This window comes from Paenibacillus sonchi, from assembly GCF_016772475.1.
Taxonomy (GTDB): Bacteria; Bacillota; Bacilli; order Paenibacillales; family Paenibacillaceae; genus Paenibacillus_AQ; species Paenibacillus_AQ sonchi.
The window spans coordinates 6116579-6141118 of record NZ_CP068595.1 but is presented as its reverse complement, the minus strand read 5'-3'; the positions used below and the strand labels follow the sequence as shown (position 1 = coordinate 6141118).

Annotated in this window: 23 protein-coding genes and 1 pseudogene; 20 read left to right on the top strand and 4 right to left on the bottom strand. The window is 50.6% G+C overall.

The window, feature by feature from the left end; translation table 11 throughout:
* The first annotated feature begins 11 nt into the window (after positions 1-11).
* A complete protein-coding gene (locus JI735_RS27440; protein WP_202676627.1) occupies positions 12-1298 on the top strand; it encodes an MFS transporter in 1287 nt (428 codons plus the stop codon).
* A 132-nt stretch (positions 1299-1430) separates the two neighbouring features.
* Here the strand turns inward: JI735_RS27440 and JI735_RS27435 are convergent, their stop codons facing one another.
* Complete coding sequence (locus tag JI735_RS27435) at positions 1431-2054, bottom strand: YktB family protein (RefSeq protein ID WP_039834517.1); 624 nt, start codon at positions 2052-2054, stop codon at positions 1431-1433.
* 258 nt (positions 2055-2312) lie between these two features.
* Here JI735_RS27435 and JI735_RS27430 point away from each other — a divergent pair, with 258 nt between their 5' ends.
* The 3 genes from JI735_RS27430 (at position 2313) to JI735_RS27420 (ending at position 5298) form a co-directional block, all read left to right on the top strand.
* Positions 2313-2909 carry a hypothetical protein gene (locus JI735_RS27430; protein WP_020433063.1) on the top strand — a complete coding sequence of 199 codons (597 nt, stop codon included), beginning with the start codon at positions 2313-2315 and terminating at the stop codon, positions 2907-2909.
* A 264-nt stretch (positions 2910-3173) separates the two neighbouring features.
* A complete protein-coding gene (gene gndA, locus JI735_RS27425; RefSeq protein ID WP_020433061.1) occupies positions 3174-4586 on the top strand; it encodes an NADP-dependent phosphogluconate dehydrogenase in 1413 nt (470 codons plus the stop codon).
* 199 nt (positions 4587-4785) lie between these two features.
* Positions 4786-5298: a shikimate kinase gene (locus JI735_RS27420; protein ID WP_039834516.1), complete on the top strand. Its 513-nt coding sequence runs from the start codon at positions 4786-4788 to the stop codon at positions 5296-5298.
* A gap of 26 nt (positions 5299-5324) precedes the next feature.
* Here the strand turns inward: JI735_RS27420 and JI735_RS27415 are convergent, their stop codons facing one another.
* A complete protein-coding gene (locus tag JI735_RS27415; RefSeq protein ID WP_020433055.1) occupies positions 5325-5633 on the bottom strand; it encodes a rhodanese-like domain-containing protein in 309 nt (102 codons plus the stop codon).
* Between the two features lie 113 nt (positions 5634-5746).
* Here JI735_RS27415 and aroA point away from each other — a divergent pair.
* From aroA to JI735_RS27350, 12 genes and pseudogenes are all read left to right on the top strand, one after another.
* Positions 5747-7035 (top strand): annotated as a pseudogene (aroA, locus tag JI735_RS27410) (3-phosphoshikimate 1-carboxyvinyltransferase).
* Positions 7032-7586, top strand: a complete 555-nt coding sequence (locus tag JI735_RS27405; protein ID WP_051051675.1) for a GNAT family N-acetyltransferase — start codon at positions 7032-7034, stop codon at positions 7584-7586. The pseudogene aroA and the gene JI735_RS27405 overlap by 4 nt, the downstream one beginning before the upstream one ends.
* A gap of 164 nt (positions 7587-7750) precedes the next feature.
* A complete protein-coding gene (locus JI735_RS27400; RefSeq protein WP_039834512.1) occupies positions 7751-9076 on the top strand; it encodes a sensor histidine kinase in 1326 nt (441 codons plus the stop codon).
* Positions 9073-9828, top strand: a complete 756-nt coding sequence (locus JI735_RS27395) for a response regulator transcription factor (RefSeq protein WP_039834511.1) — start codon at positions 9073-9075, stop codon at positions 9826-9828. The genes JI735_RS27400 and JI735_RS27395 overlap by 4 nt, the downstream gene beginning before the upstream one ends.
* A gap of 192 nt (positions 9829-10020) precedes the next feature.
* Complete coding sequence (locus JI735_RS27390; RefSeq protein WP_039834510.1) at positions 10021-10944, top strand: ABC transporter ATP-binding protein; 924 nt, start codon at positions 10021-10023, stop codon at positions 10942-10944.
* Positions 10937-11641, top strand: a complete 705-nt coding sequence (locus JI735_RS27385) for an ABC transporter permease (RefSeq protein WP_039834509.1) — start codon at positions 10937-10939, stop codon at positions 11639-11641. The genes JI735_RS27390 and JI735_RS27385 overlap by 8 nt, the downstream gene beginning before the upstream one ends.
* A 3-nt stretch (positions 11642-11644) precedes the next feature.
* Positions 11645-12517 (top strand): DUF4097 family beta strand repeat-containing protein, encoded by an 873-nt coding sequence (locus JI735_RS27380; RefSeq protein ID WP_233476525.1) that lies wholly within the window; start codon positions 11645-11647, stop codon positions 12515-12517.
* A 134-nt stretch (positions 12518-12651) separates the two neighbouring features.
* Entirely contained in the window at positions 12652-13086 is a 435-nt protein-coding gene (locus tag JI735_RS27375) for a CoA-binding protein (protein WP_020433036.1), read from the top strand.
* Between the two features lie 408 nt (positions 13087-13494).
* Positions 13495-14163 carry a PDDEXK family nuclease gene (locus JI735_RS27365; RefSeq protein ID WP_039835340.1) on the top strand — a complete coding sequence of 223 codons (669 nt, stop codon included), beginning with the start codon at positions 13495-13497 and terminating at the stop codon, positions 14161-14163.
* Positions 14164-14686: 523 nt separating this feature from the next.
* Positions 14687-16573, top strand: coding sequence for a glucose PTS transporter subunit IIA (locus tag JI735_RS27360; RefSeq protein ID WP_039835341.1), 1887 nt, complete (start codon positions 14687-14689; stop codon positions 16571-16573).
* The gene (gene ptsP, locus JI735_RS27355) at positions 16570-18336 is read left to right on the top strand and encodes a phosphoenolpyruvate--protein phosphotransferase (protein ID WP_039835342.1); all 1767 of its coding nucleotides are present in this window, start codon (positions 16570-16572) and stop codon (positions 18334-18336) included. Before JI735_RS27360 ends, ptsP begins: the two co-directional genes overlap by 4 nt.
* 1 nt (position 18337) lies before the next feature.
* Positions 18338-18628 (top strand): hypothetical protein, encoded by a 291-nt coding sequence (locus JI735_RS27350; protein WP_039835343.1) that lies wholly within the window; start codon positions 18338-18340, stop codon positions 18626-18628.
* A gap of 38 nt (positions 18629-18666) precedes the next feature.
* Here JI735_RS27350 and JI735_RS27345 read toward each other — a convergent pair whose 3' ends face one another.
* Positions 18667-19191, bottom strand: a complete 525-nt coding sequence (locus JI735_RS27345) for a type 1 glutamine amidotransferase domain-containing protein (protein ID WP_039835344.1) — start codon at positions 19189-19191, stop codon at positions 18667-18669.
* 280 nt (positions 19192-19471) lie between these two features.
* Between JI735_RS27345 and JI735_RS27340 the strand changes: the two genes are divergently transcribed.
* The 3 genes from JI735_RS27340 (at position 19472) to JI735_RS27330 (ending at position 21993) form a co-directional block, all read left to right on the top strand.
* Complete coding sequence (locus JI735_RS27340; protein WP_233476085.1) at positions 19472-19876, top strand: hypothetical protein; 405 nt, start codon at positions 19472-19474, stop codon at positions 19874-19876.
* A 317-nt stretch (positions 19877-20193) separates the two neighbouring features.
* Complete coding sequence (gene ccpA, locus JI735_RS27335) at positions 20194-21204, top strand: catabolite control protein A (RefSeq protein ID WP_025709369.1); 1011 nt, start codon at positions 20194-20196, stop codon at positions 21202-21204.
* Between the two features lie 93 nt (positions 21205-21297).
* On the top strand, positions 21298-21993 hold the full coding sequence (locus tag JI735_RS27330; RefSeq protein WP_039835346.1) for a 5'-methylthioadenosine/adenosylhomocysteine nucleosidase: 696 nt from the start codon (positions 21298-21300) through the stop codon (positions 21991-21993).
* Positions 21994-22021: 28 nt separating this feature from the next.
* Here JI735_RS27330 and JI735_RS27325 read toward each other — a convergent pair whose 3' ends face one another.
* Positions 22022-22654, bottom strand: a complete 633-nt coding sequence (locus JI735_RS27325) for a GNAT family N-acetyltransferase (protein WP_039835347.1) — start codon at positions 22652-22654, stop codon at positions 22022-22024.
* Between the two features lie 161 nt (positions 22655-22815).
* On the opposite strand from JI735_RS27325, the gene acsA reads away from it, so the two are divergent.
* Positions 22816-24540, top strand: a complete 1725-nt coding sequence (gene acsA / locus JI735_RS27320) for an acetate--CoA ligase (RefSeq protein WP_039835348.1) — start codon at positions 22816-22818, stop codon at positions 24538-24540.

Genomic DNA, 24540 nt, shown 5'->3' with positions numbered 1-24540 from the left:
GATGTGATGGAATGTCTGGCAAAGTAGCGCAGCGTATGCATATCAATTTAGCCTCCCCGTTCATTTTGGAGATGTGGGTGATCATTTTTTTGGTGGAATTCGTAAAAGGCTCCCTGCTCGTAGCCCTGCTGCCGGTCTACATGGAGAATATCCTCGGCATCTCGGTAACCGTGGTGGGCTTCGCCTTTGCGATGCAGTATTTGGGAGACAACCTCTTCCGCAGCCCCTCCGGCTGGGTAATGGAGCGGATAGGGTACCGCTGGACGATGACGGGGGCGCTCCTGCTGATTCTGGTTGCGGTGGGTATGATAATCTATGCCAAAGATGCCGTATGGTTATCCGTGGCCTGTCTCATTCTGGGCATTGGAACATCGCCGCTGTGGCCCTGCACCATGACAGGCATTACCGAATTGGCCGGTTCAACGGAAAGCGGAAGCAGCGGCGCAGCCATGGGGGCGGTAGAGATGGCCTCTCTGGCCGGAACCGGGATTGGTCCCATTGTAGTCAACTTCCTGATGGATCATGGCGGACAGAGCTATCACTCCATGTTTCTTGTGCTTATGGGCTGTGCAGCAGCAGTGGCGGCCGTAGCATTATTATTGCCGTCAAGGATAGGCGCTCATGCGCCTCATGCCATTGTGCGTGGTGGCGGTGAAGGGCCGGTGGCCGTTCGCAGGAAGACGAAACCGCTGGAGAGTCTGAAGCGGACGCTGCATCAGGTCAGAACGACGCTGAAGGTCAGCCGCCTGCTGTTTCCGGCGCTGTTCCTGCAGGCGTTTGCGATAGGTCTGATGACACCTGTAGTGACCCTGTTTGCACGCTCCGAGCTGCACGTTACGCCTAACCAGTTCAGCCTGCTGCTGATTGCGGGAGGCGGCATCACTGTACTGGCTCTGATTCCGGCAGGCAAACTGGTCGACCGGATTGGAACAACGGTCTTCCTGAATATCGGGTTCCTGCTCGCTGCCGGCTCGCTGGCCTTCTTTTCCCAGGTGCGCTGGCTGCCGCTCGCCTTCTGTGCGGTAGCGCTTGTAGGCATTAGCTATGCGCTGATCCTGCCTGCCTGGAACGCTTTTCTGGCCAAGCAGGTGCCGAAGGGGGAAAGAGGGACCGTATGGGGCCTCTTCTTGACGCTGCAGGGCTCCGGCATGGTGGCCGGGCCGGTAATCTCGGGGAAGCTCTGGGACACCGTCGGGCACAGCACTCCTTTTCTGGCCAGCGCATTTGTGATGGTCCTCCTGTTCGGACTGCATCTGCTTATAGTCCACAGAACCAAGCGGAAGCTGGAAACGGGCTGAGGCCCTGTATAGAATCTGGCGAAGTACAGCAAAAGCCGCCGGCCAACCGGAAGAAACCGGAAGCCGGCGGCTTTTGCGAATGAGCCGCTTTTGCAGAAGATGGAGGAAGCCTGTGGAGATAACGGTCGGACTTTAGAAGGACATTCGGTAGAGGGGCAGCAGCGTTTCAAAGGTCTGCCCGATCACGTTCAGGAGCTTGTCTCCATCCGCAAGAACCGGGTCATCCCTGTCAATGCGCAGCCCGCAGGTGACCTCGGCCTTTTTGACCTCCTTAAGCCTCCGTGACAGCTCGGCAAATGCGCTCTTATCCATATCGGCCTGAGCGGTGCCGCGGGGGTCTAAATGATCGGTAGACCAGAAGTAAGCGGCCGGCAGCTCTGCTTGAACGTCGCCCAGATGCCTGGACAGCGCCTCGGCGAAGATTACTTTATTGCTGCTCTCATAAATAATGGCAAAGACAATAAACAAATGGCTGTGGAACATGCCCACTTGAAAATGCGGCAGCGCCTTATAGCCTCTTTTATTCGGACCCCACGCAACCCAGGTATCGTTCGGCGCATGAACAGTCCGGCGGGCATGTTTGGCGACATGCGGGAACATTTCCTCTCCAGTGAGTATGGACAAAAAAGGAACGAGCTCTTCGCCCAGTTCGTTCAGCTTCGGCCGGACTCCGGCGATCAGCGCCTCCATGCGCGGCTCCAGACCGTCAATATGAAAGACATCAAAATCCTCAGCAGTAAATCCTTGAAATGGCATGTTAAGTCTCCTTGTATGAAAAATGGTCACTGATATCAATAAAATTGCTGTAAAACCGGGAGCAGGCGTTTTGAAATAGCAGACAGCGGGTAAAAATAGTCAATAAACCAAGTTACCGCTACATAAAATGAAGTATAAAATAAGTGTAAGACGAACGCAAAATTAAATATTGCAAGTGGAGGTCCGGCAGTCAGTTCTACTCTAGGTTAGGCAAATGAAGATGGCTTTGCTGAAACAATGCCGTTAGGGGGGAGTGCCGTGAACAAAAATGACGAAGTCGAGTACTGCAATCTGGAGCTGCGCTTCGACAGGCAGCATATCCAGGACCTGATCAAGGACCTGATTAAGGAAGGCTATTCCCTTTATTGGAGCGAGAATGAAACGGTTTTTCTTATTTCGGTGCGCACCGGACGCAAGCTAGTCAAGCTGCGCTTCCAGCGGATTAAGGATGGCTTCAAGCTGGTGGGGGATTATATGATCCGTGATGCGCGCCTGTCGGAATGGATGGAGAAGCTGATTGGCGATATGCGCGGGCACGCCGTTGTCAAGCGGTTCCGCGACCGCCAGATTATCATTGAGAATATTTTATTCGGTGAGGTTATCCGGCTGGTGGAAATCTCCGGGTATCAGCAGCGCGTGCTGTATCAGAAAGGGCCTCTGCTCTCCGATCAGGAGCTGACCAAACTCTTCTACTCTGTGGAAGGGGAGGAGCGCATCCGTGACCGCAGGCTTGAGGTGGATGAGCAGCTGGACCTGCTGCACAAGGCGATTCAGAGCAAGGATGATGAGCGGACAGCGGCGTGCAAAGCGAGACTTGCTGAATTGACCAGAGAATTAAATATGCTTGAATGGTGATAAGCTGTATTGGACGAAAGCCAGGGCATCCCGCAAATGGGGTGCCCTGTAGTTTGCAGCCGAACCTGGAAGCGGGTATTCACTTCTGCCTGCAAAAACGTTAAAATACTCATTGTGAGCAATTTCCGTGATTATGCAGGATTTTGTCAATGAAGTTGATCTCTTTCAAGCGGAGGAACTTTGCTGTCTCTGACAAAGGATGGTATTCTAATACTGCGAGAAATGGATTTCACACAAATACAGGTGCAAAGGGTGGAGGACCAGATGGCAAAACAACAAATCGGCGTTATTGGCTTGGCGGTAATGGGTAAAAATTTGGCTCTTAACATCGAGAGCAGAGGTTTCACCGTATCGGTATACAACCGTTCCCCGGAGAAGACGCACGACCTCATCAATGAAGCGGAAGGCAAAAACTTGACGGGTACTTTTTCCATTGAGGAGTTTGTCGAATCATTGGAAGTGCCGCGTAAAATTCTGATCATGGTACAGGCGGGCAAAGCAACCGATGCTACTATCGAGCAGCTGCTGCCGCATCTGGATCAAGGCGATATCATTATCGACGGGGGCAACGCTTATTTCCCTGACACAGTCCGCCGCAATAAGGAACTGGAGGCTAAAGGCTTCCGCTTCATCGGCACCGGTGTATCCGGCGGTGAAGAAGGCGCACTGAAAGGGCCGTCCATCATGCCTGGGGGCCAGGAAAGCGCCTATAAGCTGGTAGAACCTATTCTTACGGCCATTTCAGCCAAAGTGAACGGAGAGCCTTGCTGTACATATATCGGACCTGACGGTGCAGGGCACTATGTAAAAATGGTCCATAACGGCATTGAGTACGGTGACATGCAGCTGATTGGCGAAGCTTATCATTTGCTGAAGGATGTGCTTGGCCTGGATGCCAAGGAGCTGCACAGCATTTTCGCGGATTGGAACAGCGGAGAACTCGACAGCTACCTGATCGAGATTACCAAGGATATCTTTGCCGAATATGATGAAGAAACCGGCAAACCGATGGTGGACGTTATTCTGGACGCAGCCGGCCAAAAGGGTACAGGCAAATGGACAAGCCAAAGCTCGCTGGATCTCGGTGTGCCGCTGTCCATGATCACAGAATCCGTATTCTCCCGGTTCCTGTCGGCAATGAAGGAAGAGCGGGTCGCAGCGAGCAAGGTGCTTAGCGGTCCCGTAACCGAGCCCTTCCAGGGCGACAAAGCCGAGTTCATCGAGAACGTGCGCAAGGCGCTGTTCGCCAGCAAAATCGTCTCTTACGCCCAAGGTTTTGCACAGCTTCGTGTAGCTTCCGAGGAATACAACTGGGATCTGAAATACGGCAACCTGGCCAAAATCTGGCGCGGCGGCTGCATCATCCGCTCCCGTTTCCTGCAGAACATTACCGATGCCTATGAGAACAATCCGGAGCTCAAAAACCTGCTGCTCGATCCGTTCTTCAAGAACATCATGGACACTTACCAGTCCGCATGGCGCCAAGTGGTTTCCGCTGCCGTGGCCCAAGGGGTTCCGGTTCCCGGGTTCTCCAGCGCCCTGGCTTACTACGACAGCTACCGCACAGAACGCCTGCCGGCGAACCTGCTTCAGGCACAGCGCGATTACTTCGGTGCCCACACCTTCAAACGTGTGGACAAAGAAGGCGTCTTCCATCACAACTGGCTGTCTGAATAAGTTTCAGGCACAAGCGGCAAATAGCGGCCCGAACGGTTCCTTAGCAGACAGCGGGAGCCTTCGGGCCTTTTTGACCTGCCTGAATCCGTTTCCGTGCAAAGGCCTTGCCTTGCGGGGTGGTGATGTGGAGGATTTACCGTTTGTGCAATGTTTTCACCCTGTGTTATGATATGACAAATGTCGCGGTTGGAGGGTCATGATGAATTACGCCAATAAAAATATCATTCTCGTCGGAATGATGGCTACAGGAAAGTCGACGGTAGGCGCTCTGCTGGCGGAGGAACTGGGCTATGAGCTGGTTGATCTGGATCATGTGATTATTCAGCAAAAAGGCCGGAGCATTGCGGAGCTCTTCGCGGAAGGCGGGGAAGAATATTTCCGGAGGATCGAATCGGCAGTACTGAAGGACGTGCTGGAAGGAGAGGGCCGGATTATCTCCACAGGCGGCGGTGCCGTGCTGGCTCCGGGAAATGCGGACATCATGCTGCAAAATGGGCTTGTGGTCGCGTTGACCGCTTCGGAGGATGCCATTATTGCCCGTGTCAGCGGGGATCAGAACAGGCCGCTGCTCGCCGGCAATGCGCAGGAACGGGTCCGGACGATTCTGGAACAGCGCCGGAACGCCTACCGTTTCGCACATTGCACGGTCGATACAACAGACCTGAGTGTAGCAGAAGTGTCCAAGCATATTTTAATGCATTACCGCGGCTGAGCTTTTAAGCATATTTGTGCAGAGGCTCAGGCCCCGGCGGTTTCATTCCATTCAATCATCCCGCCGCTGAGGTTGGATGTCCGGTAGCCGAACTGCTGCAGGTATTCGCAGACACGCTGGCTGCGGGCGCCGGAGCGGCAAATGAAGACGAATTCTGCTTCCTGTGGCAGCTCCTCCGTGTGCTGCGGTATCTCGCCCATAGGAATATGCTTCGCACCGGGAATCATTCCGAAAGCGACCTCCTCGTCTTCACGGACGTCTATCAGTACAAGGTCTTCACCTGACTCCAGACGCTGCCGCAATTCTTGTGCTGTGATTTGGGGAATCTCATTCATGGTTATGACCTCTTTTCGCGTAGAAGAATGATATCATGATAACACAATTGCAGATTACCCTGTCAAACTGAGCAATACATAATCTATTTGAGCCCATAAGGAGAGCTAATATCATGGACGTTATTGTTAGGCCTACACCAACCCTGCAAGGGGAATTCGGAGCCCTGTCTTCCAAAAACTATACGACGCGCTACCTGCTGGTCGCCGCATTGTCGGAAGGAGTCAGCACGATCTACCACCCGGCGCACAGCGAAGACAGCGATGCGATCCGCCGGTGTATCGCCGATCTGGGAGCAGTGCTTACAGAAGATGAGGAGAAAATTGTCATTCAGGGCTTTGGCCGCCATCCCGGGATGTCAAAGAGCTTAACGTGGGCAATGCCGGTGCGGTGCTGCGTTTTCTTATGGCTGTGGCGGCCCTTAGTCCTGAGGTCACCTTTGTGAACACATATCCGGATTCTTTGGGCAAACGCCCGCATGACGATCTGATTACAGCGCTTGGCCAGCTCGGCGTAGAGGTTGAGCATAATAACGGCAAGCTTCCCATTACCATCCGCGGCGGCAAACCGGCTGGCGGACGGATCACCGTATCGGGTGCGGTCAGCTCGCAATATCTCAGCGCACTTCTGTTCCTGACCCCTCTGCTTGAGGAAGACAGTGAAATTATTGTGCTGGATGACCTCAAATCCAAGGTGGTTGTAGGCCAGACGCTGGAGGTTCTGGAGCAGGCGGGCATTGTCGTTCATGCGGCTGAGGACTATATGTCCTTCAAAGTACCGGGCGGCCAGGCCTATGCGGCCAAGTCCTACACGGTACAGGGTGATTATCCAGGATCGGCAGCTGTACTCGCAGCGGCGGCGGTGACGAAATCGGATGTAAAAATTCACCGGCTTGCCGAACATAGCAAGCAGGGCGAGCGGGCGATTGTCGATGTGCTGCGGATGATGCAGGTGCCGCTTACCCATGAGAATGGCACAGTGCATGTGCAGGGCAATGGCATCCTGAAGGCAGTGGAATTTGACGGGGATGCGGCAACGGATGCGGTTCTCGCGATGGTGGCTGCCGCTGTTTTTGCCGAAGGCACCTCCCGCTTTTATAATGTTGAGAATCTGAGATACAAGGAATGCGACCGCATTACCGATTATTTGGCTGAGCTGGCCCGTGCCGGAGCAAGCGTTGAAGAACGCCGGGATGAGATTATCGTACACGGGAAGCCGGAGGGCGTTGAAGGCGGCGTGACGATCAATGCGCATTATGATCACCGGGTAATCATGGCTTTGACCGTAGTCGGCCTGCGGGCCCGCCAGCCGCTGCGGATCAAGGATGCCCACCATGTGGCCAAATCGTACCCGCAGTATTTCGACCATTTGCGCCTGCTTGGCGCAGATGTGGAGTGGGTATGACCAAGTCCGGCCGGTTGACCATACATCCGCTCACCACAGACGATATACAGTCTGTATATGAGCTTTTTGAGGAATCAATCTCAGATGCCTTTGCACATGAGGGGCTTGCTCATTTGCAGGATGGTATTCAAAGTGAAGTTGACAACAAACAACAAAAGGCGGCCAGCGCTCTGGACCCTAAGCATTCGAACACATATTTTCTTGTTGCTAAACTGGACGGGAAAGTTGTCGGTACAATTTCATTCGCGCCCTGCGGTGAGGCTATCCGGTCATGCACCGGCAATCAGCTTGATGATGTGGGTGAGCTGGGGAGCTTATACATTTTGCCGGGCTGCCAGGGCCAGGGAATCGGCTCGGCCTTAATTAAGGCAATGCTGGCCTATCTAAAGGGCCGGGGAATTGAAGAGTTTTGCCTGGATAGCGGCTATAAGCGGGCGCAGCAAAGATGGCAGCGGAAATTTGGAGCGCCCTACACCGTGGTTAAGGATTATTGGGGACCGGATTCGGTTCACATGGTTTGGTTGTGTAAGGTAAGGGATTACCTAGTATAAGAAGAGCTGAAGCGGAATTCAATACTTGGCAAGACAACGACACTAACAACGATTTGTTAGTGTTTTTTGTCTGGTTAACTTTTTTCGTACCACTGTTGTAAAAAAAAGTTTAGTGTTAGACTGGGGAGTGTTATTCTTTTCACTTGAAGACTGGTGGTACGAAAATGATTAATCTAATTATGGCCGTTCAAATATTAAGCTTCTTTTTTATTTTTCAATCCATTTCACGCTATCGCTTTACAATCCGGGAGATAACCGTTTGGCTGGCAGTATTTTTATTGATTGGGTTTGTTTCTACATATTTTATCGGCGTATGGGGAGCTGTTACGCTATTTCTCTGTTTCGTCGGCATATCCTACTTTAAAAATCATAAAACCATTACCGCGTTAGGTGTTTTTTACGGAGCATATGCCTTGGTCATGAATTCATTTTTGGGGTATCTCGCAGCAGATCCGCTTACGCGTTTGGTTGAATTTATCTTTAGACAATCATCAGCAAATATTGACTATCTCCCGTATCTGTTTACAGCTATGGCACCGCCTGTTATCAATGAAATCGGCCTTAGAGCAGTACGCCGCTATGTTCCCCAGCTTAACAAGGAAATTCTGCAGGAATCCAGCAGGGTCATTCTTTTTCCGGTGATCGTCCTTTTCATGGTGATTATCCTTTCGGTATATCCGATTTTATCCATTGGCAATGCAACTGGTGACTTTAATTCATTCCATCGGACATTACTCGTAGGAATGTGGTTGCTGTTTATCGTGGCCTTGCTGTATATGCAATTTCAATACAATCATATTCAAAAACGGGAAATGGAAAAATCTAAAAGTGAACAATTGGTACAGCTGAAGGATTATGCGGCGCAGCTCGAAAATATTTATGATGAATTCAGAGGGTTTCGCCATGACTATGCTAATATCCTGTTAACTCTGGAGGATGGGATTTACCGGGAAGATTGGGAGCAAGTCAAACAAGTGTATGAACAAACCGTTAAGCCGACGGGGCAATTAATGCGCAAGAATGAGTACAGCTTTGTCAAGCTGCGGAACCTGCATGTATCCGAGGTCAAAAGTATCCTGGCTGCGAAAATTATAATGGCCCAACAAATGAAAATAGATGTTTCGTTAGAAATTGAAGAACCCGTTCCGTCGATTCTGATGGAATTGATTTCTTTTACCCGGATACTCTCCATTTTATTAGATAATGCGATAGAGGCAGCCGGTAAGACTGAAGAAGCGAAGCTATGGATTGTATTATTGGAAGATCCCGCCACTCAGCGGATTATCATTAAAAACAGCAGCGGAGAGAACGTCAATGTACAGCGGCTGGGGGAGCGCGGATACTCGACAAAAGGCCAGGGGCGTGGCTTGGGCTTATATAACGTACAGCAGATTTTGAAGGAAAATAACTTTGTATCCCTTGAAACGGAAGCCCGCCCTGATTTATTTTCTCAAACGCTTATTTTAAGAAAGACTGGGGAACGGAAATGAACATATTTATTTTAGAGGATAACCTGATCCAGCAGCAGCGGTTAGAACGGATCATTCGGACATTGTTGTCAAAACATCAGATCCGTTGCCGGAATCTATGTTCGACCGCAAAACCGGATCATTTATTATCGCAAATTGAAAATGCCGCTGACCACCAATTGTATTTTCTTGATCTGGAGATCAAACAAGAGGAGCATAAAGGACTCGCTGTCGCTAAGGAGATAAGAACAAAAGATCCCTACGGCACGATTGTTTTCGTTACCACCCATTCCGAGCTGGCGCCGATAACGTTTACGTACCGTGTGGCTGCTTTAGATTTTATTGAAAAAGATTTGGAAGAAGCAGAATTTATCCAAAAAGTTGAAGAGTGTCTGTTCATTGCCGATTCGCGCCGGACGGTTCCGGTAAGCCCCGATAACTTTACATTTGAGAACAAATACACCAGCTTCCAAATTCCCTTTTCTGACATCCTTTATTTTGAGACTATGGAAATTGCACATAAGATAAGATTAATTACAAAAACCAAAGTTCTTGATTTTTATGCTGAATTACATGAAATTGCCGGTTATGATGACCGCCTTTTCCGCTGCCACCGGGCATTTGTAGTCAATGTAGCTAATATTAGATCTGTTGATAAGAAAAACAAACTTGTCATGTTTGACCATGATGCAAGCTGTTCGGTTTCAAGAAGACTGCAAAAGGAAACCATTGAAAGGATGGAAGCTTTGAGGCAAAAAGAGTTTCCCCATTAGTTTTTGGAGATGCATAAGAAGTGCTGGTTGCTGTTTCTTAAATGGCCGCCAGCGCTTCTTTTTCTTTTATAAGAGTACCGTTTATGAAGGTTAATGGGCAGTTGATGATATCCCCTCTGGAATGAAGGGCAACAGCCTTATGCTGTAAACGTAGCAGGAAGATAGACCACACCGCATAAGGAGCGAGAAATCATGGACACAGTGATCCGGATTAATCAATTATCAAAAGCGTATCAAAAGGACGAAATCGTATCCAAGGTAACCATGCATATTGAAAAGGGTGAAATCTACGGGTTCTTAGGCCCAAACGGTGCCGGCAAAACAACCATTATGAAAATGATCCTTAATTTGGTCAAGCCAACCTCAGGCGAGATCTTTGTGCTGAACCAGCCTGTATCCCAAACGTCTTTTCAATACTTGGAGCATATCGGAAGCATCATTGAATATCCCGTTTTTTATGAACGCCTGACAGCTGCCGAGAATTTAAAATATCACTGTGATTACGCCCGTTTCCAGGGCAGGGATCGAATCCGTGAAGTGCTGGAGACCGTCGGCTTAACAGGGGTGGAAGATAAAAAAGTGCATGAGCTTTCGCTTGGGATGAAACAGCGCCTGGGAATTGCCAGAGCCATTCTTACCCGGCCGACAATATTGATTTTAGATGAGCCGATTAATGGTCTGGATCCGGTGGGAATCAAGGATATCCGGATGCTTTTATTGAAGCTGAAGAAGGAGTGCGGGATGACCATTTTAGTCTCCAGCCATATCGTTTCTGAGATTGAATCCATTGCGGATACGATTGGAATCATTAACCGGGGACAATTAATCAGGGAAGTTAAGATGACTGAAATCAGAAAAGAAAATGTTGAATACCTGGAAATAAAAGTGGCAAACAGCAAGCAGGCGGCACTTGTGCTGAAAAAAAAGTTAAACCTGCATCATTTTGAAGCAGTGGATACAGAAACGATCCGCGTCTACCAGCATGAGGTGCCGCAAGCGGTGATTAATAAAGAGCTGGTGCTAAATGATATCGTTGTAAACAGCATTGAAACACAACAAAGCAACTTGGAAGAGTATTTCCTGAATCTCATTCATGGGGGCAGACAACATGCTTAGACTGATGAAAATTGAATGGCAGAGAAATCATCTGGCGGGATACCTTATTAAGGCTGTGGTTTGTACGGTTATTATTTTTGGATTGGCGGCAGGCATGGCATTGATGTCTAATGCACAGGGGGAACCAATGTTTGCGGATTTTACAGCTTTTATGTCACTGGCCAATATCTTTATCCGGATTACCTTTGTCGTTTTCTCGGGCATTATTATTTCCAGGTTGGTGATTGAAGAATATAAGAATAAAACCATTCAGTTGTTATTTTCTTATCCCTTGCCGCGCAAAAAATTGATTCAAGCCAAGCTGCTGCTTGTTCTTGGTTTCTGCTTCTCCAGTGTGGTGATTTCCACGGTATGTATTGAGATTATGACCGTTATGTTGAATCCGGCCGTTCATTTCTTCGAAACACCGGCGCCGTGGGGGGAAGTGCTGGCGGCTGTTCCGGCTGTCTTGACCGCTTCAGCGATGACCGCTGGCCTAAGTCTTATCCCTTTATTTTTCGGTATGCGCAAAAAATCTACGGCCACAACAATTACTAGTTCAGTAATCATAGGAACTCTGCTAAATGCTACGGTTTCAGATGGAAGCAGCTCTGTATCCATGTTTCAATTGATCGGAGTGCCAATTGTGTTCTGTGTGTTGGGTGTAGCCGTAGCTTATCTATCGTACCGGAATATCGATAGAAAGGATGTGGCATAAGTGATGAAAACCAATAAATGGATCTGGATATTGGCAGCCGTTGTTTTGGCGGGAATCCTTGTGATTGCTTCGCAAGTTGGAGCCCAAAAGATGGAGATAACAGAACATTTCCCGTCGGAAGCCATCCAGAGCATAGACATCATCAATGATTCATGGGATCTTGAAGTGGAAGAATCAGCAGACAATCAAATTCATGTAGATATCACAGGCAGGCAGAAGGATAAGAAGAAGACTCCTGTTGCAGTGACACGTAGAGCTAATCGGCTCATCATTCAACAAGATAAACAAATTGGCGGTGCCTTCTCGGCGTTTACTTTTCAGAAAGAGGGAACCATTAGGGTGGCCATCCCCAAAAATACAGTAGAACAAGTTTCCGTGGTCAACCATCAGGGAGATCTGAATTTCCGGGCGTTAGCAGCCCATGATTTAATCGTTCAAAATCAAGCGGGCAATGTAAAGTTTGATCAGACTGAAGCGGATTCTGCGAACTTTAATCTGATTGAAGGAGACCTGACTGTAAACAACAGCTCATTCGGCAGAATGGACGTAGCAGCCAAAGGGAATGATCTTTATTTTAAAAACTTAACCAGTTCAATATTGAATGTTGTGACTAAAAGTGGTGAAATCGTTCTGCATGGGATGGAGGAAAAAGGTGAAAAAAGAATTGAAACCAAAACTGGAGATATTCAGATTGTATATAAAACAGCACCATCCAGTTTAAAAGTGGCCGTGGAAAATACAAAAGGAGATTCAACCGTTCATTTAGCTAATCTCATAACCACTAAGGATACAGAGGAGGATGTAAATGGAACTATTGGCACCGGTGAGAATTCTCTATATGTCAAAAGCTATTCAGGAAGTATCGGCATAAAATAGAGTCATGAATTTGGAACTTTTTACGCTGCGCTGTATGATGTACTTGTATTGTAAATAACCAAGTGCTGTATGGTGGAGCATCCCTGTCCCTACATGGATACCATTGGCACTACAAATGGAAAGGGGAAATACACATGAGCTTTGAGAACCCGAGCCGGGAGCAGATTGGCGAGATTCTTGCTGCTGCAGGCAATATAGCTGTAGTCGGGCTATCCGACAAAACGGACCGCACCTCTTACATGGTGGCAGGAGCCATGCAGAGCCGCGGTTATCGCATTATTCCGGTCAACCCGTCAGTGGACGGTGAGATTCTGGGCGAAAAATGCTATCATACGCTGGCGGAAATCCCTGAACCGGTGGACATTGTGAATGTCTTCCGCCGCAGTGAATACTGCGCGGACGTCGCCCGTGAAGCCGCTGACATCGGCGCGCGCGTGCTCTGGCTCCAGCAGGGCATCGTCAGCCAGGAGGCCGCCGACATCGCCGCTGAGCACGGGATGACCGCGATTATGGACCGCTGCATCAAGGTCGAGGAAGCCATCACTATGAAGGGCCGCAGCCGGGCTTAAGGAATCAGTACAGCCGGGTGTAACGGCTTAGCGGGGAACGCATGGACGAACGCCGGGCCGTTGGAAGGCCGGGCCCCCGGAACCCCGGAACCCCGGAACCCCGGAACCCCGGAACCCCGGAACCCCGGAACCCCGGAACCCCGGAACCCCGGAACCCCGGAACCCCGGAACCCCGGAACCCCGGAACCCCGGAACCCCGGAACCCCGGAACCCCGGAACCCCGATCCTTTTACCCCCCGGCGTGATGCGACTTGTAAAGTTATGCGTAGCTTCTATCTCAGAAATGCTCTTGGACAAATATGGATTTTGCCACTCGGCATTGCTATACTTAATACAGACGAAGAACGTCCTTTACTCTAATCCACTTTAGAGTTAGGCGTTCTTTTTTATTTTGGGGAGGAATGGAAAATGGGATTTGAGCAAGCACATAGCAGATTCATGGATATGCATATGAGTCAAAGGGCTGGAGAACGCAGGGGGAGGCTGGTGAGGGGGCATAATTTTGCCGAGAAGCTGTTTTTGGAGAACATATGGTGGCCTCTGTTTGAGTCGCTGGATCATTTGCATCCGGAGTACGAAATCTATGACTGGAACAGGAAGTCGCAATTTTTGGATTTTGCGTTCCTGCCGGCAAGCGGCATCCGGTTCGGAATCGAATGCGATGGTTTCCAGAGCCATATAAAGGACATGGACCGTGAGAAATTCAGCTATGCATTGAATCGGGATACTTTTCTCACAGCAATGGGGTGGAAAATGCTGCACTTTTCCTTTGACGATATTCAGCAGCGCCCAGAGGTATGCCGGATGCTGCTCCAGCTCGCACTTGCTCCATATTTAGCCAGAAAGACTGCGGTGAAGGATATCCTGTCCAAGGAAAAAGAAGTGCTCCGTCTGGCCTGGCAGCTGGGACAGCCTATCCGCCCGAAGGATGTGTCCGGCCATTTCCAAATTAACTTCCGGACGGCGCGCAGTCTGCTGCAATCGCTGAGTGCAAAGGGGCTGCTGGAGCCTGTTGAATCTGAGCAGAGGGTTCGATTTTACCGAGTAAAAGCAATGCAGGCCGATCAATTGTGGTGAAAATTATAGTACTGGAACCGTAAGTGAAAAGGCAAAGAATGTTATTAAAATAAGATCCATCCATCTGCTATAATGAAATCGGTATAATTGTATTTTCTGCAATTAAAATATCTATAAATAGCTGAATTTATATTTTAACTGCATCCCGTACATCTAAAAACTGTGATGATCCACAATATAGCTTAACTTGGAAAGTATAGTTGTATGAAGTGCAGTTAAAAGTATATTACTGTTTTAAAAGCCTGGTTTAGTTGTATGAAGTACATTTATGTGTATATGCGGTTGCGTGAACGGGGGAGTTAGATGTTTAATGAATGTGCCTATAAAAACGAAATGAAGGTACTTGCTTGGACTAATTAACCACACTGACTCATGGGAAACACGCTTACAAAAGTGAAAAGTGCGTAGTCCTCCTGAGTTCCACATAAACTAAGCTGTGACGCCCAAATTATTACCGTAATCCTTTTGACAAAACCTGCTGCAGCGCTTACCATTCAATATAGAAAGAAAGGAGAGGGTCACCTTGAATTGGCTCGGATCTTTGCAGCAGTTGGGCAGAGCCATTATGCTTCCTACCATGGTGCTGCCGGCGGCGGCTATTTTGCTGAGTCTGGGCAGTTTGCCGTGGTCTGCATGGGGACTTTCTTCGGTAGCCGAAGTGACTACTTACGCGGGGCAAGGGATTTTTTATTTCATGCCTTATTTGTTTGCGGTCGGTGTGGCATGGGGGTTGTCCAATCAGGCCGGACCGGCGGGAATGGCGGCGCTCGCGGGGATGTTTACTTATGACCGGATAGTTTCCAACATGGGGGACGGGGCGGTACAGCCTGCAACACTAATCGGAATTATCCTCGGAATTGTCGCCGGTGTGGCGCATAACCGGTTCAAAAATATCAAGCTGCCGGAGGCGATCCAGTTTTTTGGAGGGTCGCGTTTTGTTTTGCTGTTCATGGGTCTGTTCTCTGCCTTGTTCGCCTGGGTGATGCTTGGACTGTCGCCTGTGCTGCAGCATGGACTCGACATCCTGTTCCGTGATATCCAGGCAACGGGCGGATACGGCGTGTTTGTATACGGGGTATTATACAGAGTACTAACGGCGTTTGGCCTGCATCATATTCTCAATAATGTGTTCTGGTTTCAGCTGGGAAGCTTTACCACACCTGACGGCAGCGCAGTCGTGCAGGGGGATTTGCCGCGTTTTTTTGCCGGAGACCCTACAGCGGGCATCTTTATGGCGGGGCTGTTTCCGATCATGATGTTTGCGCTGCCGGCGATTGCCTTTGCGATTATTCAGGAAGCGCGGGAGGATTTGAAGCCGAAGATCAAGAAGACGTTTTTGCGCGCGGCTATGGTCTGCTTCCTGACGGGGGTGTCGGAGCAGATTGAGTTTGCTTTTTTGTTCGCATCGCCTTATTTGTTCGGTCTGCATGTGGTCATGTCCGGTCTGGCGATGGTGCTGACTTATGCGCTGGGCATTCATCACGGCTTCTCCTACTCGGCGGGGGCCATCGATTTTTTCCTCAACATGCATCTGTCACAGCGGGCTTGGCTGCTGATTCCAATCGGCATCGGCTATGGCATTGTTTATTATAATGTGTTCCGCTGGGCGATCCGCCGGTTCCAGATTCCGACGCCGGGACGCGAGGAAGGCTCCGAGCTGGGCGACTGGGCAGGCAACATTCCTTATCAGGCTCCGCTGATCCTGGAAGCGTTGGGCGGGAAGGAAAACATCGTGCAGGTACAGGCCTGCATCACACGGCTAAGATTGACAGTGCACAATGACCGGTATATTGACACCGTGGCACTGAAGGGGCTTGGCTCTGCAGGCATCATTAAGCTGGGCGGAGGGAATGTTCAGGTCGTGTTCGGGACTTATTCCGAGCTGATCCGGGAGGAGATCAACAAGCTGCTGCTCCGCGATCTGCCTCAGGTGCTGTTCAGTTCGCCGATTCAGGGCCGCATGATGCCGATTGAAGAAGTGCCGGACCATATTTTTGCCGCGAAGCTGGTGGGCGACGGGGTAGCATTTTTTCCGGAAAAGGGAGAACTCGTCTCGCCGGTCTTCGGCAAGGTCATGCACGTATACCCTACAATGCACGCGGTGGGCATTTCTACGCCCGAGGGGCTGGAGGTGCTAATGCATATCGGGATCGACACTTCACAGCTTAAAGGGCCGTTTGAAGCGCTTGTGCAGGAAGGGGACAGTGTGGAGCCGGGGCAGCTGCTGGTGAGATTTGATCTGACCTATTTGCGTGACCATGCGCCTTCACTGGCGACGCCAATGGTGATTACGAACCCGGACCGTGTAAAATCCTGGAGCTATGCTCCATTCAAAAATGTTAAAAAGGGGCAGTCATCCGTGATGTCCGTGGTCTTACATGAAAGCAATGTTGGAGGGGTTGAAGCATGATACAAGGCATAGGCGCAGCAGCAGGTGTAGCCATCGGGAAGGCCTTTGTCTTGCCGAACTGGGAATGGAGCCTGCCGGATACACAGGTGAATCCGGTGGATCTGGCCAAGGAGTTCGAGCGTTTATACGAAGGGATCCGCACCTCTAAGGATGAGATCGAATTTATCAAAAGAGAATTCCGTGAGGTGGTCGGGCCGGAGGAATCGAGCATCTTTGATGCCCACCTGGCGATTCTGGATGATCCGGTGTTCATGAGTGAAATCCGCGGCATTATCGAGCGCCAGTACAAGGCGGCTGAGGTGGCGGTCAAAGAGGCCATTGATCATTTTGTCGCCATGTTCGATCTGCTGGATGATGAATATATGAAGGAGCGGGCGGTGGATATCAAGGATGTCGGCAACCGCCTGCTGAAGCATCTTCTGGGTGCGCCGGAGGTTACACTGCCCTCCGATACGCAGCCTTATATTCTTGTGGCCAAAGAGCTGTCGCCGTCGCAGCTGGCCCACTTGAATCCAACCTACGTGCTCGGTATCGTAACCATGATGGGCGGCAAAACCTCCCATTCCTCGATCATGGCCCGGGCACTGGGGATACCGCTGGTAGCGGGTCTGGAGAACAAGATTCTGACACCGATTCAGACGGGGGACCTGCTGGTGATGGATGGGGAAACCGGGGTGATTCAGCTCTATCCGGATGAACTGACGCTGAAAGAGTATACCTCCAGACGGGCGAAGCAGCAGCGCAAAAAAGAGCAGCTGGAGCTCCTCGCCACAGTGGATGCTGTAACCAAAGACGGCGTGCAGCTGCGGCTGGCCGGCAATATCAGTTCCGTGAAGGAGCTGGACATGGTGCTCAAGTACGGGGCTCAAGGCGTCGGGCTGTTCCGGACCGAATTCTTGTACATGGACCGCAGCTCATTCCCGACGGAAGAGGAGCAGTTCGAGGTCTATAAGCTGGTAGCCGAAAAAGTAGGGAACGAAACCGTCGTCATCCGCACGCTGGATATCGGGGGAGACAAGCATTTGGATTATTTCCAGCTTCCTGAAGAGCAGAATCCCTTCCTTGGCTACCGGGCGATCCGCATCAGTCTGGACCGTAAAGACATGTTCAAAACCCAGATGACCGCGATCCTGCGGGCCAGCCATTACGGAAATATAAAAATGATGTTCCCGATGATCTCCTCCGTAGAGGAAGTGCAGGTTGCCAAAGCAGTGTTGAACGAGGTCAAGGAAGAACTCGACCAGCAGGGGGTTCCGTATAACCGGAATATTCCTGTAGGGATTATGATCGAGGTTCCGGCAGCGGTAATGATTGCCGATCTGCTCGCAGAGGAGGTCGACTTTTTCAGCATCGGTACTAACGATCTGGTCCAGTATGTGCTGGCAGTTGACCGTATGAATGAGCAGATTGCGCATATGTATCATCCCTACCATCCGGGAGTGCTGCGGATGATCCGGATGACCGTCGAAGCGGCGCGGCGTGTGGGCATCGATATCAGTGTATGCGGGGAGATGGCGGCGGATGAGCGGTCCCTGCCGCTCTGGCTGGAGATGGGGATCAGTGACCTCAGCATGTCGCCGCAGGCGCTCTTGAAGGTGAAGCACCGCGCACTGAACACGCTGGCTTCCGAAGCCAGAGAAACGGCCAAGTCCTGTTTCCGGCACCGGACCAGTACCGAGACGGAAGAAATACTGACCGCTTTTGCCGGGCGGAGCGGGATTCCGCTTGGAGCAGGCGCAGAGGTAAAGGGCAAAAGCTCGTAAGTTGGCCTGGCAGCACCAAACCAAAGAATCCTCTGCTATGCAGGGGATTGTAGAAAGAATTAGGAATCACCTGATCCGCTCCATCAACAGATTGCCTGTCCGCATCCCTGGCGGATGGATCGTGAAGAGAGCAAGCTTCACAGCCAAGGCCCCACTTAGTGGGGCCTTTTTGCTGCTCTCCCTAAAAAAAGTAAAACCGTTTCCCTCTTCATCCGCAAATAGCGTGGGAGCACAAAATACTGTTAAAGCACGCAATAACATTGGAGCACAAAAAGCCCTGCCCTTTATATAGTTGAAAGGACAGGGCTTTTATATACAGTATCTGCCGGACTACTCTCCCGCTAACGCATCGCAGAAGGCTTTGCCATAAGGCGGCAGGTCCGGCGGACGGCGGGCGGAGATGATATGTCCGTCGGTTACGACAGCTTCATCCTTCCAGATTGCTCCGGCATTCTCCATATCATCACGGATACCCGGGGTGGATGTAACTGTTACTCCCTCCAATATTTTTGCAGAGATCAACACCCAGCCGGCATGGCAGATCTGCCCAATCGGCTTCTTCGCCGCGTTGAAATCCTGTACAAGCTTCAGCACCGCACTATAGCGGCGGATTTTATCAGGAGCCCAGCCGCCGGGTACGAGTATGCCGTCATAATCGGCGGCGTCCAGCTCATCCCAGGAATACTCAGCTTTAGCCGGAACCCCGTATTTGCCCACATAGGTTTTATCTTTTTCCAGCCCGGCCAGATGGACCTCGGCGCCTTCCTCTCTGACGCGGTACACCGGATACCACAGCTCCAAATCCTCGAATTCGTCGTCTACCAATGCTATAACCTTTTTGCCGGTTAGTCTCATGTTCTGCAGCTCCCTTCAAGAATCCAGCCTTCAATATATTCTAGCAAATTTGAAATATGAAGTCATCCGGGGAATTGAAATCCTTAGACAAATTACCAAATAAATCATTTTATGCAAATGAGAAGGGATTGAGGGGAACCGGGTCGAATATAGGGATTGAACAGGTGAGTTTCGTGTTTTTATAGATAATGCGGTTGAGGCGATTTTACAAAATAAATCTGAGGTGTGGGAGATGTACAAAGATTATTTATTGAAGACGTCATGCAGCTGCGGCGGCATCATGACCATACATATGCATACGTTAATCTACAGTGCAAAGATAAAAATTAAGCATGTCCCTGTCTATACCTGCGGGGAGTGCGGACGCTATGAGCCTCTGTCATGCATTAAAGGTGATCTGGGCAAGCTGATTCACGAACTAGGCGAAACGCCGCCCAAGCGGCATATTTCGTTTGCTGACAGAAATGAATGGGCCAGTGTGCTCAAGGAGACCTTTGCCAAGGGGTTGTTTGCCGGGGGGATGTCCGAGTTGGAGGAACAGATCCGGAGCGCGATACAGGGGCGGATTGATCTGCTGCTGGATGTATACCGGCTGGCAGTGGATCTGAACGACCCTAAATGGATGGATGAAACTGGAATTAGACTGTCGCAATTGACAGTTCAGCCGGCGGAAAGCGCAAAATAAAGGCGAAATAAAGCGGATACTGAAATTTTTTCTGCAAAATTAATGAAAATCTTTCACGAATGTTGGATTTTTCACGCGCTTTTTGATACGATAGAAACAGGTTAGACAAACCTATGAATCCGGCATGTTACAGTTGGAAATCATTGGAGGACAATGAAGCAGCAGGAGCGTTTTTTCCCGCATTCCGGTAGCGTTCTCAGCCCTTGAAAGAAATTTTGAAAGGAAAATGAAGCGTTATCATTGCACAATTGTACAAAGTGTCGTATCATAATTTTAATTAGTCGAACGATAAAATTTATCGCAATGGAGAGAGTAATTTGACGGTAACCATTTACGATGTAGCTCGAGAAGCAGGCGTATCTATGGCTACGGTATCACGGGTTGTGAACAATAACCCGAACGTGAAACCGCAGACCCGGAAGAAAGTTTTTGAAGCGATTGAACGTTTGGGCTATCGTCCAAACGCCGTGGCGAGAGGTCTCGCCAGCAAGAAAACAACAACCGTTGGGGTTGTTATCCCCGATATCTCGAACTCGATTTTTGCAGAAATTGCACGCGGGATCGAAGATATTGCCAACATGTACCATTATAACATTATTTTGTGTAACGCGGATAAGCGCAAAGAGAAGGAAATACGTGTCATCAACACGCTTTTGGAGAAGCAGGTGGACGGGCTGCTGTTCATGGGTGGAACCGTAACAGAAGAACATATCCAAGCCTTCCAAACGTCTGCCGTTCCAATCGTACTTTGCGCTACGCGTGATGAGCAGGGAACCTACCCGTCTGTTGATATCGATCATGAGACGGCGGCTTTCGATGCCGTGAACACACTTATCCGCCATGGCCACCGCGAAATTGCAATGATTAGCGGAACGCTGCAGGACCCTGCCAATGGTTATGCCCGTTTCCAGGGGTACAAGAAAGCGCTGGAAGCAGCAGGCATTGAGTACCAGGAGGATCTGGTCCGCATCGGGAATTACCGTTACGAATCCGGTGTCGAAGCGATGAAGTACTTCCTGGGGCTGAAGAAGAAGCCTACAGCTGTATTTGCGGCAACCGATGAAATGGCGATTGGTGCCATCCACAGTATTCAGGATGAAGGCCTGAAGGTGCCGGATGACTTCTCGATCATCAGTGTCGACAATATCCGCATGGCTTCTATGGTCCGTCCTTTGCTGACAACTGTAGCGCAGCCTATGTACGATCTGGGCGCGGTAGCAATGAGACTTCTGACGAAGCTGATGAAGAAGGAAACGGTTGAGAATCCGCGTGTCATTTTGCCTCATGAGACGATCCTGCGTTTGTCTGTGAATCATGTGAACAAATAAGTATCCGTATGGAACATAAGTGCGTAGAAAGCTCCGGTTGGAGCTTTTTATGTTTTATTGAGGTGTATTTTACTTACATGCAGGAGGGTACATATGAGTGAAATTATAGGATTGATTGGAGCGATGGACGAGGAGATCAAGCTGCTCCTGGAGAGTATGGAAGATAAGGAAAGCACAGTCAAGGCAGGCGTTGCTTATTATTCAGGCACTATATTCGGCCAAAGGGTGGTTCTCTGCAAATCGGGAGTCGGCAAGGTCAACGCTGCGGTGACGACACAAATTCTGATTGATGCTTTTGGAGTGGCACGTGTGCTGTTCACTGGCGTTGCCGGGGCGGTGCATCCGGAGCTCGGTATCGGGGATATCGTCATTTCGTCCCATTGCATCCAGCATGACATGGACGTCACCGCTCTTGGCTACCCGCGGGGGGTAATTCCGTATCAGGAGGTGTCCTCTTTTCCAGCAGATCCAGCCCTTGTGCAGCTAGCCGAAGAAGCCTGCCGGACGCTGAAACAGAAGTCGGTTACAGGAGTTGTGCTGTCTGGGGATCAATTTATTGCCAGTGCCGCTGTTGTAGCTGAGCTTCGGGAGCAGCTGGACGGAGCCTGCGCGGAAATGGAAGGGGCGGCTGTCGCACAGGTCTGCTATATGAATGAGATTCCTTTTGTGATTATCCGCTCCATGTCAGACAAAGCAGACGGATCGGCGCATGTGAACTACCGCGAATTTACGGTTAAGGCCTCTGAGCGCTCCCATGCGATTCTTGAATATATGCTGAAAGCGATGTAAGAATCTCTTCCGGGAAATAGGCTGCTCCCTAGTACATGAAGCGCTGCCTGAAACGCACCCTGTCAAAGGTTTCCTGCGAGGACATCGGGACTTCCCGGCCGATGCGCACCATCAGGCAGTTGGCTGGATGGGAGCAAATCTCCGGATCATCCGTGGCATACCACACCATGTCTACCGTCTGCATCAGCTTCTCCATCATCTGACGGTAGGCCCATACATCCAGCCCGCTGCCCTTCAGATCCCAATGCCAGTAATATTCGGTTGTGAACACGATGCAGTTCTCCAGCTGTTCCCGTTCAAAAGCACTCGTAATCAGCAGCTTCGCAAGCCCTATTCCCCTGAATCCATCCGCTACTTCCACAGCACCCAGCTCGATCAGATCCTCCATTCCGCCCTGAGACCATAACTCCAGTTCATCCGGATAGTGAAAAGTAACATAGCCTGCGATCACCTGGTCAACAATAGCGGCAATTACACGCCCTTCCGGCAATCCGGCAATCTCTATAAGCGCTTCCAGCTGCTCCTGCGGTTTACGGAAGGCATCCAGATCCGGATGCATCTGCAGCCCTTGCAGCGCGTCTGGAGACAAAGGTCCGCTAACGGTAATCAGGCTTCTGTGATGCGGCAGAATATGGGATACAGGGATTTTGCGGTGCTCCATAACGATGCTCCCTTCAATTCACTATATTCTAGAATGTAACCGCTTCCTGTGATATACTAAGTCCGACATAAAATTTTCACATTTGATCCATTGACAGCATTGCTTAAGAGAAGAGTCTCACCCTTAAAGCTTAAATCAAACAAGTGAGGGAGGCAAGAGTAATGGGGCAAGTTCACAGCGAAATTTTACCGGGTCGTGCAAAACAGGCCAACATGGCTGATTATTCCCGGGCAGTCAGCGAATTCCGGTGGGAGGATGTGGAGAAAAGCTTCTCCTGGCATGAGAGCGGCAAGGTGAATATGGCCCATGAAGCCATTGACCGGCATGTGCTTGAAGGCCGTGGAGCAGCCACCGCTTTGATCTACAGTGATTCCGCGAGGGAAGAAATGTACACGTTCTCCGATTTGCGGGAGCAGTCCAACCGTTTCGGAAATGTGCTGCGTCAGCATGGCATCGGCCGGGGAGACCGGGTGTTTATTTTTATGCCGCGCCGGCCGGAGCTCTATTTCAGTCTGCTGGGAGTTCTCAAGGTTGGGGCGGTAGCAGGACCGCTGTTTGAGGCTTTTATGGAAACGGCTGTGAAGGACCGGCTGGAGGACAGCGGCGCCGTGGCACTCATTACCACACCTGAGCTGCTGCAGCGGGTCAAACGTGCCGAGCTGCCTGAGCTTAAGCATGTGTTTGTAGTAGGCGGCCCATCGGACGGCGGGCAAGGGCTTATCAGTTACGAAGAAGCGATGGCTGCGGCCTCTGCGGAGCTTGAACCGGAATGGCTGAGTCTGGAGGACGGGCTGATTATGCACTATACCTCCGGCTCAACCGGCAAGCCCAAAGGGGTATATCATGTGCAAAGAGCAATGATCCAGCATTATTATACAGGCAAAATTGTACTGGATTTGCGCCCTGACGATATCTATTGGTGCACGGCTGATCCCGGTTGGGTTACCGGAACCTCCTACGGGATTTTTGCGCCTTGGCTGAACGGGGTGACCAACGTTGTGAGAGGCGGACGCTTCAGCCCGCAGGACTGGTATAAGACCATTGAGCGGTTTGGGGTTACCGTGTGGTACAGCGCACCTACCGCGTTCCGTATGCTGATGGGAGCGGGGGAGGCCAGCCTGAAGGACATCGATCTCAGCAGTCTGCGGCATGTTCTGTCGGTAGGAGAGCCGCTCAATCCCGAAGTGGTACGGTGGGGGGACAAATTCTATCAGCAGCGTATCCATGATACCTGGTGGATGACTGAAACGGGAGCCCAACTGATCTGCAATTACCCGGGAATGGATATTAAGCCCGGCTCCATGGGGCGCCCGCTGCCCGGCATCGAAGCTGCTATTCTGGATGACCGGGGCAATCTGCTGCCGCCATATGCAATGGGCAATCTGGCGATCAGGACGCCGTGGCCCTCCATGATGGGGAAGATCTGGAACAACGAAGCGAAATACGAGGAGTATTTCCGCATTCCCGGCTGGTACATCTCCGGTGATTCCGCATATATGGATGAAGACGGCTACTTCTGGTTCCAGGGCCGGATCGATGATGTTATCAATTCCTCCGGTGAGCGGATTGGCCCGTTCGAGGTGGAGAGCAAGCTGGTGGAGCATCCTGCGGTTGCTGAAGCCGGGGTAATCGGCAAACCGGATGTTATGCGGGGAGAGATTATTAAGGCGTTCATTTCCTTGCGGGATGGATATTTCCCTACGGCTGAGCTGAAGGAGGAAATCGCGGCCTTTGTCAAAGCGGGGTTGTCCGCCCATGCAGCACCGCGTGAAATTGAATTCAGGGAAAAGCTGCCCAAGACCCGTTCCGGGAAAATCATGCGCCGCGTGCTGAAAGCCTGGGAGCTTCATCTTCCTGCAGGGGATTTGTCCACAATCGAGGATTAA